Origin of the sequence: Streptococcus viridans (assembly GCF_900636365.1) — a bacterium.
GTDB classification, from domain to species: domain Bacteria; phylum Bacillota; class Bacilli; order Lactobacillales; family Streptococcaceae; genus Streptococcus; species Streptococcus viridans_A.
Map to the genome: position 1 here is coordinate 1,783,021 of NZ_LR134266.1, position 17,450 is coordinate 1,800,470.

General features: G+C 44.0%; 7 protein-coding genes. All 7 read right to left on the reverse strand.

Going from position 1 to position 17,450, the window contains the following annotated elements; all coding sequences use genetic code 11:
- Entirely contained in the window at positions 1 to 1,578 is a 1,578-nt protein-coding gene (gene asp1 / locus EL081_RS09150; protein ID WP_126404906.1) for an accessory Sec system protein Asp1, read from the reverse strand.
- A gap of 8 nt (positions 1,579 to 1,586) precedes the next feature.
- Entirely contained in the window at positions 1,587 to 2,801 is a 1,215-nt protein-coding gene (gene secY2 / locus EL081_RS09155; RefSeq protein WP_126404907.1) for an accessory Sec system protein translocase subunit SecY2, read from the reverse strand.
- 304 nt (positions 2,802 to 3,105) lie between these two features.
- Positions 3,106 to 9,075, reverse strand: coding sequence for an accessory Sec-dependent serine-rich glycoprotein adhesin (locus EL081_RS09160; RefSeq protein WP_164555456.1), 5,970 nt, complete (start codon positions 9,073 to 9,075; stop codon positions 3,106 to 3,108).
- A 239-nt stretch (positions 9,076 to 9,314) separates the two neighbouring features.
- Positions 9,315 to 13,052, reverse strand: a complete 3,738-nt coding sequence (locus EL081_RS09165) for an LPXTG cell wall anchor domain-containing protein (RefSeq protein WP_232011420.1) — start codon at positions 13,050 to 13,052, stop codon at positions 9,315 to 9,317.
- A 186-nt stretch (positions 13,053 to 13,238) separates the two neighbouring features.
- Complete coding sequence (gene gltX / locus EL081_RS09170) at positions 13,239 to 14,699, reverse strand: glutamate--tRNA ligase (RefSeq protein ID WP_126404910.1); 1,461 nt, start codon at positions 14,697 to 14,699, stop codon at positions 13,239 to 13,241.
- A 98-nt stretch (positions 14,700 to 14,797) separates the two neighbouring features.
- Positions 14,798 to 15,580, reverse strand: coding sequence for an alpha/beta hydrolase (locus tag EL081_RS09175; RefSeq protein WP_126404911.1), 783 nt, complete (start codon positions 15,578 to 15,580; stop codon positions 14,798 to 14,800).
- 73 nt (positions 15,581 to 15,653) lie between these two features.
- Positions 15,654 to 17,315, reverse strand: a complete 1,662-nt coding sequence (locus tag EL081_RS09180) for a ribonuclease J (protein WP_006595487.1) — start codon at positions 17,313 to 17,315, stop codon at positions 15,654 to 15,656.
- Positions 17,316 to 17,450 lie beyond the last annotated feature (135 nt).

The following is a 17,450-nucleotide window of genomic DNA, read 5'->3' on the forward strand; positions in this document are numbered from 1 at the left end:
CTAGTTTTTCATCCATCCTTCCCATTTGGCAATCAAGCGCTGGCCTGTATATTCTTGAATCTTTTCGACGGAATAAATCAGCGACTCATTCCATGGTTTAAGGTCCCTCAGGAAATAGTCCATCGCTTTTTCTAGCTCTTCTTCCATCTCCTCCAAGACATACCCATTCCTTAAATGGTCTACATACTCCGTTTGGGTCCGATTGATCTGAGGAATCCCTGCCGAAATGCCTGCAATTTGTGTGTACAGATTGGGTTCCTCACTTATGTCTACTATTAAGCGAGTTTGTTCTAGTTCTTTGATAATGTCGTTCTCATTAAAGAAATTTCGAACCCGATAACGATCTTGCTTCTTTTCAAAGAGAGGGGCATCTTCAAGGAGGTGGTTTTCTCCCAGTTCTTGAGAATCAACCTGAACACCTATAGAAGCTATCCCCCTCTCTCTAGCCAAGTCTTCTAACTGATGATCCAGTGTTGCTACTGCTTCATCAGAAGCATTGTAGATCGCGAAAACAACTTCAAATAAAGGATTTTTCCCTAAGATTTCAAACACTTTCTGTAAAACGGATTGAGAGGGGAGATTCTTTTCATCCAGGTAGAAAAAGATTTTCGATTCCTTCCTTTCCTGACTACTTCCCAGTCTCAACCGCGAATCAAAGGACGTCAGTCGATGGACCTTAGAAGCGAGACTTGGGGCAAGACCAAGCAAGGCTTGTTTCGTTTTTTCACTATCTGTCAGCACCAAGTCAACCTCTTTTAAAGAAAAATGAAGCGATGAATCCTCTTGAGATAATGGCTGGCGTTGTCCATAAAAAGAGAGAACCTTTGAAACACCTAGTCCCACTTGTTGAACAAAGGGTAGATTGGCTGGATGAGCCGCGATCACCAGACGATCTTGATCCGGCACTAGGTCTCCTAGGCTGGCTTTCATTTTTTCAGCAACTACTTCTCCCATGTCCGGGTAGGTTTCTCGTTTAAACTGCTTCTGAAAAGCTTCATTGACAAAAACCATATGGCTAGCATCAGTCAACAACTCTCTTAAAACCCATTCTCCTTCGGGGGTTAGATAGTCTTGGAAAAAGGGACTTCCCTCTTTGTAATAAATGACACTGGAAATAAATCCTCGGTCATCCAGATACTGCACATAAACCGTTTCCTTATCCTTTACCCGTCTAACTGATAAGATATTCCCGTCTATCCCCAGATCGATACTAGCAATCTCCTGACCGCGACAGAATGCCACTATTTGAAACGGCGTATAAGTAAAGCTTGTGTGAGCAGGCCATTCCAAATCCTCAATCTGAATTGGGACCATCTCTTGATGAGGGGAAACTCCCTGAATGTGATCAAAAGTCGATAGATAATCTGTTTCCAACAAATCTTGCCGGTGGAGGTAGTAACGCAGTTGTGGGCAATAGTGTGGAAGCACTAATTTCCGATCCACTCCCGCTTCATGGAAGACGCGAATTTGATGAATAGTCTCATCAAATTCAATCATATCTTTCGACCAATACCAAGGCATCGTCGTATTGTGCCAAATACGCTCGCTGCCATACCAGGCTGGTATAAAGTAATACATAGCAACTCCTAAAACAATCTTGTGTAGCCTTGGTTCACGCGAAGAGCTCGAACTTCCTCCCGGATCGTCGAAATCATCCCCACAAACATGAGAAAACTTCCTGGAACCATGACCAAACGCAGGAGCCCTCTATCCCAAAGTAGAAGAAGGAAGGGCAACACGGTAAACAGGATTAAATAAAGCGTCCCAAAGACCGTTAAGCGGAAGACAATTCGATTGATGTACCTACGCGTCTCTTCTCCAGGATAAACGAAATCAATATACTCTAAATTTTTCATCATTTTGTCGGCGATTTCTTCCCCATTGACCGTCACAAAAGCAAAAGCAAAGGACAGAATTGCCATCATCAGACTGTAGAGCAATATCCACGCCGGCTCTCCAATGACCAACTCCTTAGCGATAGTGGTAGCCCATGAAGCACGGGGATTGATGACTTGGACCAGCAAAAAGATGTATTGCGGGATAGAAACCAAGGTCAGGGCATACATAAAGGGCATGCCCCCAGCTGGATTGAGCTTAACATCTAAAAACGTGTGAGCTTTCAAACTGTTGTGAATCCCCAGCTTATTCACAGGGATCCGATAGCGAGCATACTCGATGCATACGACCATAAAAACAAATGCGAATAAGAGGAGCAATAGAAACAGGAGGCTGTATGCTGGAAGCCCGCTCTTTGACAAGGTCCCAAGGACATCCTCTGGCAAGTAGAGGAGCATCCCCGCCATCATGATCACAATAGAATTCCCCAAGCCTAGTGCGGTATTTAAATCAGCTAACCAGACTAAGAAAAAAGTACCTGCTATCATAATCAAGGCATTGAGTGAGACGACTAGAAGAGGGCTCAGGTCTGTTTCTAACGGGAGATAGAGGGAAACGGCCAAAGATTGAACAAGAGCCAAAGCAAGTGTCAGATACATCTTCCGTCGCTCCACAAGGTCCGAACTGGTCCTCTCCAGGTTATGACGTTTAGATACTGTAAACAACCGCCACAAGATCATGGAAGACATCCAGGGAGAAAGTCCAAGAGCGAAGATGGACATGCCACGAAGGTTCCCACCCATGATAGCACTCGTCAACTCCAGCCCCCTTGCGGTACCTTCGTTCACATTTAGAACCTTCGCTAGGTCTACAAAGGGTAAAGTGATTTTACTTCCTAAAACATAAACAAAGACGAATAGGATCGTCCAAAATAATCGATTCCTAACTCCAGATTGTTTCATCATATCCTACTCTTCTACTCCCCCTTCTTTCGAATGCTTATCCTAACTAAATCCGCGCATCAAATACTCGCGTAAAACTTGACCATTTCACCCAAACGATCCCTGATCTATAAGAGAAAAAAAGTTCTTCAGAAGATGATCTGAAGAACCACTATTCATCTAGCTTTTCTCCATTCATTATACCATATTTCACTAGGCTTTTCACCCGACATTCTCAAAGAAAACCGACAAATCCTCTCATGGATCTGCCGGTATATCAGAAGAATCGAAAGAAGCAAATTCTCACCTTTAAGAAAGAGGATTGTATTTACTTTTTACGATGGAAGAATGAGGCCAAACCTGCAAAGAAAGCCACTACAAGCGTGATAAACAGCTCACGTGACGTCACTCCCAGAGAGTCCGACGTCGATTTTGCTTCAGATACAGAAGCAGCCGATTTCTCACCAGAAGAGCTCATCTGAGGAGTCGCTTGACTTTGTGAATGGGATTGGCTTGTCGAACTAGAGGTAGAACGACTCGTTGAAAGAGAAGTCGATTCTGAGGAGAGCTGGCTTGCTTTTGATGAAACAAGTGTGCTCACCGGCTCCTGAAGAATCGTCGAAGCGGACTCGTACACCACTGTAGATTCGTTTACCACGTTTGAAGCCGAGGTCGAAACGGATGACCAATTTGGTGTCAGTGACATAGAATGACTAGACGAAGTCGATCTATCTATCGAAGTCGAAGACAGATCAGAAGCACTCGTTTGAAGCGATGCTGAAGCCAAGGTTGAGATGGACTCTGATACGGAAGCTGACTCTGATTCAGAAGCTTGTTTGCTCGAAGTTGTTTCTGATGTACTTGTTGAAACTGAGGCTGAATACAAGACCGATTCAGATACGCTTGCTGACGCGGAAACGGATTCTGAAGTCAACTCAGATACGGATGCAGAATTCAAGACGGATTCAGATACGCTTGTTGAAGCGGATACTGAACTCAAGACAGAATTAGATGTACTGATTGAAACAGACTTAGAACTCAATTCAGATTCGGATGCGCTTGTAGATGCCAAAGTTGACACGCTGGTTGATTCTGAAGCAGATTCAGAGGTACTGGTTGAAACTGATTCTGAGCCACTTACCGATACAGACTCACTGGTTGACACTGACTCGGAAACTGAAACGGACGCAAATTCAGAAGCTTGCTTGCGTGAGCTTGATTCAGATGTACTTACTGAAACTGACTCGGAATTCAAAACCGATTCTGATGCGCTACTTGAAACTGACTCACTAGCTTCTAAAGCACTTGTCGATGCTGAAACAGAAACGCTGATTGATTCAGAAGTCAACTCAGATACTGATGCTGATTGAAGTTCAGAAGATTCCATTTGAGCTACAGACGCTGATGTTCTGGTTGATACTGACTCTGAAGCTGAAATGGATGCAAATTCAGAAGCTTGCTTGTGTGAGCTTGATTCAGAGCTACTAATTGAAACAGATTCTGAGCTACTTACCGATACAGACTCACTGGTTGATACTGACTCGGAAACTGAAACGGACGCAAATTCAGAAGATTGCTTGCGTGAGCTTGATTCAGATGCGTTTTCTGAAACAGATTCTGAGCTACTTACTGATACAGACTCACTGGTTGACACTAACTCGGAGGTACTTGTTGAAACCGATGTTGAATTCAAAACAGACTCTGAACTACTTACTGATACAGACTCACTGGTTGATACTGAATCAGATGTTGATGCTGACTCTAACTCAGAGGCTTGCGTGCTTGAGGTAGATTCTGATGTACTGATTGAATCGGATGTTGAATTCAAGACGGATTCTGAGATGCTTGTCGATGCCGCAATTGACACGCTGGTTGATTCCGAAGCCAACTCAGATACTGATGCAGATTGAAGTTCAGAAGATTCCATTTGAGCTACAGAAGCTGAAGTGCTAGTTGAGACTGACTCTGAAGCTAAAGTGGACGCCAACTTAGAGGCTTGTTTGTTTGAGGCAGATTCGGATGCACTTTCTGAAACCGATGTTGAATTCATTTCCGATTCGGACGCACTTGTCGAAGCTGAAACTGAAACACTAGCTGATTCTGAAATCAACTCGGATACCGAAGCGGATTGAAGGTCAGAAGATTCCATCTGAGTTTCAGATGCTGAAGTGCTGGTTGACACTAACTCGGAGGCACTTGTTGAAACTGAGACACTGTCTGATACGCTTGTTGAAGCTGAACCAGACATTGAAACAGACGCCAACTCAGAGGCCTGATTGTTTGAGGTTGACTTAGATGCACTTGTTGAAACCGATGTAGAATTCAAATTAGATTCTGAACTACTTACTGATACCGACTCACTAGTTGACACTGAATCAGATGTTGATGTTGACTCTAATTCAGAAGCTTGCTTGCGTGAGCTTGATTCAGATACACTGTTTGAAACTGTTTCGGAATTTAAGACGGATACTGATGCACTTGACGACACTGAACCTGAAATGCTAGTAGATGCCGAAGTCAACTCAGATACTGATGCAGATTGAAGGTCAGAAGATTCCATACGAGCTACAGATTCTGAAGTGCTAGTTGAGACTGACAACGAGCTGCTTGCTGAAGCAGATACAATCGATTCTGACACAGACATGGAACCACTCAATGATTCAGAAGTTCTCTTCTCTGAGGCTGATAGAGAACTGCTTGCAGATTCCGAAGTGACTACCTCTGACGCTGAGACCGATGTACTTGTCGATGCCGAAGCAATCGATTCTGATACAGACTCACTGGTTGATACTGACTCTGAAGCTGAAACGGACGCAAATTCAGAAGATTGCTTGCGTGAGCTTGATTCAGAGTTACTAATTGAAACAGACTTAGAATTCAATTCAGATTCGGATGTACTTGCTGAAATGGAAACGCTGATTGATTTCGAAGTCAACTCAGAGACTGAGGCTGATTGAAGTTCAGAAGATTCCATTTGAGCTACCGAAGCTGATGTGCTGGTTGAGGCTGATGCAATCGATTCTGACACAGACATGGAAGCGCTCAATGATTCAGAAGCGAATTTCTCTGAAGCTGATAGAGAACTGCTTGCAGATTCCGAAACAGCTACCTCTGATACTGAGACCGATGCACTTGTCGATGACGAAGTGATCGATTCTGATACAGACATGGAAGCGCTCAATGATTCAGAAGCGGATTTCTCTGAAGCTGATAGAGAGTTACTTACTGATTCCGAAGTGACTATTTCTGACGCTGAGACCGATGCACTTGTCGATGACGAAGCAATCGATTCTGACACAGACATGGAACCACTCAATGATTCAGAAGCGGATTTCTCTGAGGCTGATAGAGAGTTACTTACTGATTCCGAAGTGACTATTTCTGACGCTGAGACCGATGCACTTGTCGATGACGAAGCAATCGATTCTGACACAGACATGGAACCACTCAATGATTCAGAAGCGGATTTCTCTGAGGCTGATAGAGAGCTACTTACTGATTCCGAAGTGACTACCTCTGACGCTGAGACCGATGCACTTGTCGATGACGAAGCAATCGATTCTGACACAGACATGGAACCACTCAATGATTCAGAAGTTCTCTTCTCTGAGGCCGATAGAGAACTGCTTGCAGATTCCGAAGTGACTACCTCTGACGCTGAGACCGATGCACTTGTCGATGCCGAAGCAACCGATTCCGATACAGACAGCGACCCACTTAATGATTCAGAAGCGGATTTTTCTGAAGCTGATAGAGAACTGCTTACTGAGGCTGAGTTCTCTGAGTTATTCAGAAAATCAGACTGAGAAGAGGATAACGATTGAGATTCAAGTACCTGTGAAATCGATAGACTATCTGATACCGAGTCACTAGTTGACATCGACTCAGATAATGACGTTGATTGACGATCCAATAGAGAAACAGATGCAGACAGAGATTGAGACTCTGAAGCAACTACTTGCGAGTTACTTTCTGAGTATGACAGACTAGCTTGCGCTGATATCGAATGAGAAGATGAATGATTGAGTGATTGAGATGCCAATTCAGAAGCATTCATTCTTCGGTAATAGTAATTCACACTCTTCGATGGCGAGTAACTAACACCAGTCGAAACTGTATGATAAAACTTAGAAAAGCCATCAGCACCTTGCAGAGATGCATCATCTCCTACAATATGGCTACCACTCAGCTTGGCCTGATTTTCTGGAGCGGAAGTATAGGGTTTTCGGAAAGAGTATTCCTTACCCGTTTTTTCATCTGTATAGCTTACCTTCTCTGTCAAGGAGAACCAACCTGAGATCTTTAGCTTAAAGTTTTTTCCATCTGAAAACTCAGGAGTAACTGTAAGAGAATAATCTTCTTTCTTACTTTTTACCTCTCGCGTCTCAAGATGTTCAAAGGTTTCATTCCAATGATCATTTCTAAAGGCCTTTTCATAGACTAAGGTATAATTTGCAAGGTCAAATACTGTACCGTTATCACCTTTCCGGTAATTTCTCTGTTTGGAAGGATCCAACACATAGTATTTTAAAGTGAAATCGCCATTTGGACTCGTCACTTCTCGGACAAGCTTAATATAGTGGTCTCTTGCCCCTCCTCGATATGCTTCGACAGTCTGTTTCCCAACTTCACTAAGATCAAAAATACCAGACATTTTATTCTGATGGTAGTCTACTAGCGGAACTTGAACAAAACCATCCAATTGTCGAGCAGCTGAAGCTGTGTACTCCTGACCTTCAATACCAACCTGGGCATAAGAAGCCAAAACAGTTTCCCTGCCATTCGGGACGTAAGCTCCTTGTCGGAATTCTCCCTTGTCCCGAATGAGCTTGTAATAGGTAACATGTTCAGCACTTCGTGATGGAACAATGGATGCTACTGTCGATGGTGCATAAAGACCTACATTTTTAGGTTCTAGCACATCATAAAGCTGTTGAATCATAAATTTAGGAGTCTGGTAACTTACACTTTGCATCCGTATAACTCCAGGTTTCCCATCATTATAAATTGAGTAAAAGACCCTGTATTGGCGGTTTGTATCTGAACCAACTAATTCCTTTGGTAAATCAAACTCAACCACACTATTTGCTTTAACTGTTTGAGCATAAACCTCCGTACCACTAGACTTTTTAACCAAGCGGAAGTATACATCGACACCTTTAGGAGTAGTTGAACCAATCGAGCTACGATCGACGGATAAGGTTGCATAATAATCCAGAGGATCCGGCTTCACTCGATTAACGAAATCCCAAATAGCAAAAGTATAGCGCGTCACATCATGAGTCTCAGAAAGAGATTTGAGAGCCTCAGGATCAAGATTTGTAACAGATTTATCTAAATGCGGATCCTTTTCTACTCCTGCAAATTTCAAAGCAACATCTTCGATGTTAGCTCCGTTTCGGTCTTCCAAATCAGGGGTAATTTCTGATAACTCATTAGAATCTCTTACTGTTTCATAAATTGGGGCTAACTGAGCTACAATAGCAGGTTTACCGTTTACACTGCTATTCCCCACAAAACCTGTCGCTTTCAAAGCAAGCATCATCTCGTCAACAGACTTATTTAACCGTTGACGCTGATCCACAAATGCTTGCGTTGCCACATTTTCATGAAGCAACTGAGTACTAGTTGACAATTCTGTTTGCACCTTAGCGATCGCAACCGAGAGAGCTGCTTTCTGATTCGCATCTGTAAGGTTTGAAGCATAGTTTTCGGCCATCTGGGTCAATAAGGTCGCCTCTGACAGATTCTGTTCCAGACCAACTTTATCCGTTGCTCCTAGAACCGTTTCTGTCGTTTCCACGCTTGACTCTGATGTCGTCGCAGCTTCTGAGGTAGATTCGCTCAGAGTCACAGCAAGATTCTCAGAACCTTGCTCACTTAAAGAAGCCGAAGCACTTGTCGATTCTAGACTTTCTTCTGACAGTGATCTTGCATCAGATACTGAACCAATCACTAAGCTATTAGCTTCTGCTAAGGTTTCTTTCTGTAATTCAGAGGTTGTCACCACATCAACACCTGCTTCATCCGCATAGGCCGTATTGATAATAGCGGTGGCACCAACAGTTGCTCCTGTCGCCAATAATCCTTTCAGTACGAATTGACTTGTAGAACGGATCCCATCCCGCTCCTTATCTGACTTTATTACAACTGTTGTTTCTACTTCTCCACGAACAATTTTAAATAAACCTAAAGTAGAATTTTCAGATCGAACCCAATGCTTCCCAGACTTGATTAACTTGAAACGAGTCGTTCGATCCATCTCCCTAACTTTTCCATTCAAACTTTTCAAAAACATGAATATCCCCTCAACATTATAGTCATTAATATTATACATCATTACTATACATATTCAAGTAATTTGAGGTAGATAACAATTTAAATTTCAAAAAATTTCCTCCCCAAAAGCAATTCCGTTTTCTTTTAATAAAATCCGTAAAATTTAGTAGGGTAAAAAACAAAAAAAGAACCTCAAAATGAGATTCTTTTGCAGACACTTTGAATACTAGACGGGGGTTTCCTCACAGAGAAATATCATTATTCTTCCTCTTCTTTTTTACGGCGCCCCAATAGAGCTAGTCCAATGAAAGATGCAAGAGTAGCAAATAAGGTTGATGCTGTAGATCTCTTTTCACCAGTTGCCGGAAGAACGGTTTTCGAAGAGCTTTCTTTGTTGGATAGGGACTGGATGAGTAATCCCGGAGCCCCATCAGATTGAGCCTCACTTGTTGAATTCAACCTTGAAAGAGACTGAGAATGACTGATTGACTCTAAGTGTCTATGTGAGTCAAATGAGGATTCTGAAAGGGTTTCACTAGTTGAGATTGAACCGCTCAAGGATTCCGATGACGACTCGGTTAGACTGACTGATTCAGACCTAGACTCCGATGTTGAGACAGACCCGCTTATTGGAGCAGATTGACTCAAGGAACTCGAGATAGAATCTGAACTCCTTGCCAACTCAGATTGGAAAGCCGACATAGATTCACTTGCAGAAATTGAGGTACTCATTAATTTGGAGACTGACTCTGATAACACGGCTGATGTTAGCTGGCTTGTCGACTCGGACTGGGAAGTTGAAACCGACTCACTGGCGGAAAACGAGGTACGCAAGGATTCGGAGACTGATGCTGAAACACTTGCCGATACAGACTGGCTGATCGACTCTGATTGAGAGGTCGAAACTGAATTGCTTGCGGAAAACGAGGTACTCAACGATTCTGAAACCGACTCCGAAATACTTTCCGAGGCAGACTGACTGATCGACGCTGACTCAAAGGTCGAAACTGACTCACTGCCGGAAACCGAAGTGCTTAACGATCCTGAGACTGATTCGGAGATACTTACTGACACCGACTGGCTGATCGACGCTGACTCAGAACTCGAAAATGACTCACTGGCGGAAACCGAAGTACTCAACGAGTCTGAAACCAACTCCGAAATACTTTTCGAGGCAGACTGACTGATCGACTCGGACTGGGAAGTTGAAACCGACTCTCTTGTAGAATCCAAGGTACTCAAGGATTCGGAGACTGACTCTGAAACACTTGCCGACGCTGACTGGCTGATTGACTTGGATTCTGAGGTAGAAACTGACTCACTTGTGGAAACAGAAGTGCTCAACGAGTCTGAAACCGACTCCGAAATACTTTCCGAGGCAGACTGACTGACCGACTCTGACTCAGAAATCGAAACTGACTCACTTGTGGAAACCGAGGTACTCAAGGATTCGGAGACTGACTTTGAAACACTTACCGACGCTGACTGCCTAATCAACTCGGATTCTGAGGTCGAAATTGACTCACTTGTGGAAACCGAGGTGCTTAACGAGTCTGAAACCGACTCCGAAATACTTTCCGAGGCAGACTGACTGATCGACGCTGACTCAGAAATCGAAACTGACTCACTTGTGGAAACCGAAGTGCTCAACGATCCTGAGACTGATTCGGAGATACCTAATGACACCGACTGACTGACCGACTCTGACTCAGAAATCGAAACTGACTCACTTGTGGAAACCGAAGTGCTCAACGATCCTGAAACTGATTCGGAGATACTTAATGATACCGACTGGCTGAACAACTCTGATTGAGAGGTCGAAACTGACTCACTGGAGGAAACCGAAGTGCTCAACGAGTCTGAAACCGACTCCGAAATACTTGCCGATGCCGACTGACTGACCGACTCTGACTTAGAGGTCGAAACTGAATTGCTTGCGGAAACCGAAGTGCCCAACGAGTCTGAAACCGACTCCGAAATACTTGCCGAGGCAGACTGACTAACCGACCCTGACTCTGACTCGGAAGTCGAAACTGACTCACTGGCTGATACAGAAGTACTCAACGAGTCTGAAACCGATTCCGAAACACTTGTCGACGCTGACTGACTGACTGATGCTGACTTAGAAGTCGAAAATGACTCACTGGAGGAAACCGAAGTGCTCAACGAGTTTGAGACTGATTCTGAAACACTTGCCGATACAGACTGGCTGATCGACTCGTATTCTGAAGTCGAAACTGACTCACTTTCTAAAACCGAAGTACTCAACGAGTCTGAAACCAACTCCGAAACACTTGCCGATACAGACTGACTGACCGACTCTAACTTAGAAGTCGAAAGAGAAGCACTGGCTGATACAGAGGTACTCAACGATTCTGATCCACTTACAGATTTTGACTGACTCTCTGAGAGCACCACACTGACTGATGCAGACTCACTCTCTGAAACCGAAGTAGATTCCGAAAGGCTCTCTGATTCTAGAACACTCAAAGATTGAGATGCCGCTTGTGATACCGAGAGACTTGTAGAGAGCGAGGTGCTTTGAGAAGCAACGATTGATGTTGATGCACTCTCCGATTCTGAATAGTTCTCAGACAAAGACTCTGATAATTTGGCCGATTGTGACTGCATTTGAGACGTACTTTGCGCTTCCGATACGCTCTGGGAATAACTCACCGAGAGCGACTGCGTTCGAGGATCCTCTGTCAAAGGCACCTTTACAGTATTGGACGTATCATCCTTGAAGACAACCGTAATGTCTCCGCCAGCAGAGACTGAATAGCTCTTAAAATCTTTAGACGCCAGTAGACGTGGATTTGCTGCCTTGAATTTTTCCCAAATCTGCACTTTTTCAGACTCAGTCAGATTGGTCAAATCAGTCACCTGAGTATTAGAAGTCACTGGAGCAATTGGATTTCGGATACCATCATTTTGAGGTAACACTTTAATGCGGAAAGAACGGTCGAGGAACTGATTTCTAGAATTGGTAAAACGAACCGTGATTGTATAAGTCTTCCCAGGTTCGACAACCTCTGTACCTCCTACTTTCCCTTCAATCAACATGGGAGCAAAAGGCGATTTCAAGGTTGCATTGGGAACGAGAACCCCCTCAACCCGTTCACTATTGGGAGCATAGCCCATATAAGTGAGAATGACGCCACCATTCTGCTCTCTCACAATGTATTGCAACCTAATTGGATCTAAATTATAAGCTGTAATGAGATGATTATTTGCCGGACCGCTCATGACAAAAGGAGCACGAAAGGCACTGTCCGCTTCTAAGGCACTACCTGTACGCGGATCTCTCTTCCCTGATTGCTCTCTTAACACAGCATTGACCAAGCGATTCCGAGCAGACTTGGCCTGAAGAAGAGTCGCCTCTCCATCTTGATCCGGATCGGCTAATTGGTTACGGATCGCCTCCAGAGCCTCTTCCGCTTCCAACACAACTCCTTCTCCACCTTTCAATTCTTTCGCTTGCTCTATATAAGAATAAAGGTCCCAAGCTATACTTTGAAGCTGTTTGTTCCTAGCAGGATCTGAGACGGTTACAGCCTCTTGAACCCCATTTGAAAGGACGCTAACTTCCGTCATTGAAGTAGAGGGTGCTTCAGAAAGCTTCATGGACATAGTAGTAGAAAGAGACCCACTCTGTAAGTCTGATGAAGACCACTCGCTCGTAGACAGACTTGTCATTGACGACTGTTCCACACTGCTCAACACCAAGCTATCTTTACCAACCACTCCCACTTCTGAAGCTACTTCTGACTGTATAGTTGGACCTGCTAGTTCATCAGCAGTTGCTTGATGCACGATTGACATCGCACCCATAATGGATCCAGTAGCAATCAAGCCTTTTAAGGCTATGGAGCTTGGAGCATCCATACTAGAATGATTGGAAACATCTCTTTCTTTTTTAGGTCGTAAAAAAGAAGCATTCGAACAGGCTACTCGAATCCAATGTTTCCCCGATTTTATTAATTTAAATCTCGTCACTCTATTCCATGTTTTTTTTAGCAAGGTAAGAATGCCCCTCTCTCCTCAAAAATTATTCTCTCTTGATTATACATGATTGAATCCTATTTTCAATCATTTTGGCTATATCTATGCTCTAACTCAGCAAAAAAGCCATCGAATCGATGACTTTTTAGAAATGAACAGCATGTTTTCGAAAGCTGATTCCTATTTAGAAATTTCTGCCAACATTTTCTCAATGTGTTGGATGGATTTTTCACGTCCAAGCAAGTAAATGGTATCTGGCAATTCTGGACCATGCATTTCACCTGAAACAGCGATACGGATTGGCATGAAGAGATTTTTCCCTTTGATACCAGTTTCCTTTTGGACTGCTTTGATTTGTGGGAAGATATTTTCTACCACAAACTCATCGTCTGACATGGCTTCAAGTTTTGCTTTGAAGGCTTCAAGTACAGTCGGAACCGTTTCACCAGCCATGACTTCTCGCTCAGCTTCTGTCAATTCTGGGAAGTCTGAGAAGAAAAGGTCTGTCAATGGAACGATTTCGTCCACCGACTTCATTTGTGGTTTGTAGAGTTCCACTAATTTTTCAGCCTTGTCTGTCAAACGACCTGCTTCTTCAAGGAATGGTTTAGCCATTTCAAAGATGGTCGCAAGGTTTGCATTCTTGATGTAGTCGTTGCTCATCCAGTCTAGTTTCTTCTGGTCGAAAGCTGCTGGAGACTTGCTAAGGCGGTTTTCATCAAAAAGTTTGATGAGCTCTTCGCGAGAAAAGATCTCATCTTCCCCACCAGGGTTCCAACCAAGCAAAGCGATGAAGTTAAAGACTGCTTCTGGAAGGTAGCCCTTCTTACGGTAATCTTCGATAAATTGAAGGGTGTTAGTGTCCCGTTTAGACAACTTCTTACCAGTTTCAGAATTGATGATAAGTGTCATGTGACCAAACTCAGGCGCTTCCCAACCAAGCGCTTCATAGACCATGAGCTGTTTTGGTGTGTTGGCAATGTGGTCATCTCCACGGATAACGTGAGAGATTTGCATATCGTGGTCATCGATGACAACGGCAAAGTTGTAGGTTGGGTAACCATCTTTCTTCTGAATGACCCAGTCCCCACCGATATTGCCACCTTCAAATTCGATATCACCTTTGACCATATCATGCCACTTGTAGATACCAGACTCATTCACTGCCAAACGAACCGTCGGGATGATGCCCGCTGCTTCACGTTCTGCAACGTAAGCTGCTTTTTCTTCTTCGCTCATACCAAGGTATTCGTTGATGTAGCGAGGTGTTTCACCTGCTGCTTCTTGGCGTTCACGTTCTGCCGCCAACTCTTCTTCTGTTACATAAGATTTGTAGGCTTTTCCTTCAGCTAAGAGTTGGTCAATGTATTTTTGATAGAGTTCCAAACGCTCAGACTGGCGGTAGTTTTCATGCGTCTCAGGACTTTCATCCCAGTCCATACCTAACCAACGAAGGTTTTCAAGCTGTGAACGTTCTCCGTCTTCGACATGACGCTTACGGTCCGTATCTTCGATACGGATGATAAAAGTTCCACCATGGTGGCGCGCATACAAGTAGTTAAACAATGCTGTCCGAGCATTTCCGATGTGTAGTAGTCCGGTTGGACTTGGTGCATAACGCACACGAATATCTTTAGTCACGTATGTTTCTCCTAATTGTTCATTGATTCTGGGCTTCTCATCTAACTGGCCCAGGTACTTTTCACTCTATTATAGCATATCTCCCAAGGAGTAGCTTCCTAATCGAGTCGTTCTTCTAGTTCAAAATTGATCGGCAGGGTTGCTAAGAAATGTTCCAACTCCCGCTCCCAATAAAACCATTCATGTTTTCCTGGTCCATGGCTGTATGTAATATCAAAGCCGAGGTCCTTCAGATGATCCACAGCTATATTGTTAGCCTCATACAGAGCATCTTGCTCTCCGCACCAAGCCCATAAGACCGTCTTTTTATCTGAGTACTTCTCCGCAATGCTTTCCAAGGAGTAAGGACTTGTCGTCCAATCTTCTAGCTTTCCAAAGACCCCTTGCCAATAAGCTGCACTTCCAAGGTCGGTGTTTGCCAATTGACGCCCCTCAAAGCTAAGAGCACCAGAAAAGCTAGCGGCATGCGAGAAGCGATTGGTTTGAAGAGCCAGTTTGAAAGAGCCATAGCCCCCCATCGATAGACCAGCAATAAAGGTCTTCTCCCGCTTCTTAGTCATATTGGGGAAGAAACGTGCCAGGGTCTTAGGCAATTCCTCTGCGATGGCTGTGTAATAGGGATAACCATACTGTGTATCTGTATACCAACCATTATTGGTATTAGGCAAAACGACAATCAAATTGGTCGAACGTAGGATCCTTTCTACATTGGTCCGTTTCAACCAGGAGTACTGATTGCCATTCATCCCATGAAGGAGATAGAGGACCGGGATATCTTGATCATCCGGATTTTTCACCCGAGACGCATCTGGATAGAGGACGTTGATCCCCCATTCCATTGCGAGCGCTTCTGAATAATATTCAATCTGCATTACTGCCATCTATCTTTCCTCACCATTTCTTTCTTCTTTGACAAGAAAAAGCCGACGATCGACTTTTCCTCTTATGTTAATCTTAGCGTACTTCCATGACAACTGGCAAGATAGCTGGTCGACGTTTGGTCTGGTCAAAGAGGTATTTAGCCAAACTATCACGAACAGCACTCTTGAGCTCACCCCAATCGAAGCTGTCCTGAGCCAAGTATTCTTCCACACTTTGGTTGACAATTTCTGCACTTTCGCGCAAGATATCGCGACTCTTCTTCACGTAGACAAAGCCACGGGTGTGAACTTTTGCCTTCGAGATGATGCGTTTCTCACGACGGTTAACCGTAATAGCCACAATAAAGATACCATCTTCTGAAAGGACTTTCCGGTCACGGAGAACGACATTCCCAACATCTCCAATGGCATTCCCATCGATGAGAACATCTCCTGCAGAGACGCTACCAGCTGGGACGAAGTCCCCATTGTCATATTCCATGATAGAGCCTTTTTTCGGAATGAAGATATTTTCAGGCAAAATCCCCACTTCCATAGCAAGCCTTGCATGGGCATCCAATTCACGGTATTCCCCTTGGATTGGGAACAGATAGTTCGGACGCAGTAAGTTGATCATCAACTGCAGATCACGCGCATTTCCATGTCCTGATACACGCAAGCTTTGAGTAATCTGTTTGACGACTCCTCCTGCTTGGTAGACCATATTTTCTACACGTGCCATAACCGCTTCTTTGGCGATAGATGGAGTTGTTACGATATAGACCAAGTCACCATCCTTGATTTCGACATAGCGGTGACGGCCAATGGACATCTTACGAAGTCCGTTGATCGGCTCACCCATACGTCCAGTTTCAAGAATAATCAATTCATGGTCCTCAAAACGAGACATTTCTTTTGGCTTGATCAATAATTTTTCGTTGGCCAAAGAAAGCTTATTTAAACGAATCCCTGTCCGGACGATATTTTCTACGTCAAATCCAGTCAAAACAACCCGACGCCCTGTCTCTGCAGCTGCATCAAAGACCTGCTGGATCCGTGATAGGTTACTAGCAACAGCAGCAACAATGACCCGGCCATCCCAGTCCCCAATGGTATCCAGGATTTCATCTCCAACTTCTTGCTCGCTAGCCACTTGAACAGTGCTGTCAGCATTCGCAGAGTCACTCAAGAGAGCTAGCACGCCTTCGCGTCCAATCTCTGCCAAACGAGCAAAGTCTGTCGCATAAAACTCACTCGCTGTCTGGTCAAACTTGAAGTCTCCTGTATAGACGATGTTACCCTCAGGAGTCTTGATGACAATTCCTAAACTTTCTGGAATAGAGTGGGTTGTCTGGAAGAAGGAAACAACGGTTCCTCCAAAATCGATTTCTGAATTGGCATCGATCACATGGAAGTCATTGAACTTCTTGACACTGTCGTTACTCTTGACAAAGAGCTTGGCCAACTCGACGGTCAACTCCGACCCAAATACTGGAACTTTAGCCTCCGCTAAAAGATAAGGAAGTGCTCCGATGGCATCCGCATGCCCGTGCGTTAAAAAGACCCCTGCGATACGATCGCTATTCTCAAAGAGGTAATCCATGTTGGGAATAACAACATCGACCCCTAGTTGCTCATTTTCTGGATACTTGAGACCAGCATCCAAAACAAAAATAGAGTCATTTACTTCAGCTATGTAGAGGTTTTTCCCGTTTTCACGGACTCCACCTAAAGTAATCAACTTAATGTTACTCATGTTTTCTCCTTTATATGATGGTTCATACTTACGGTCCTTGGCTCACCAAGTCGAATTACAGTTTTGCAAATTTCTTGCATATCTAGAACATTATACTATTTTTTCACGATTTTTTCAAAAGTCAGATCAAACAAA

Bases quoted from the DNA above. Each gene is read 5' to 3' on its own strand.
- asp1 (WP_126404906.1), bottom strand. From the start codon at position 1,578: ATGTATTACTTTATACCAGCCTGGTATGGCAGCGAGCGTATTTGGCAC.
- secY2 (WP_126404907.1), bottom strand. From the start codon at position 2,801: ATGATGAAACAATCTGGAGTTAGGAATCGATTATTTTGGACGATCCTA.
- EL081_RS09160 (WP_164555456.1), bottom strand. From the start codon at position 9,075: ATGTTTTTGAAAAGTTTGAATGGAAAAGTTAGGGAGATGGATCGAACG.
- EL081_RS09175 (WP_126404911.1), bottom strand. From the start codon at position 15,580: ATGGCAGTAATGCAGATTGAATATTATTCAGAAGCGCTCGCAATGGAA.
- EL081_RS09180 (WP_006595487.1), bottom strand. From the start codon at position 17,315: ATGAGTAACATTAAGTTGATTACTTTAGGTGGAGTCCGTGAAAACGGG.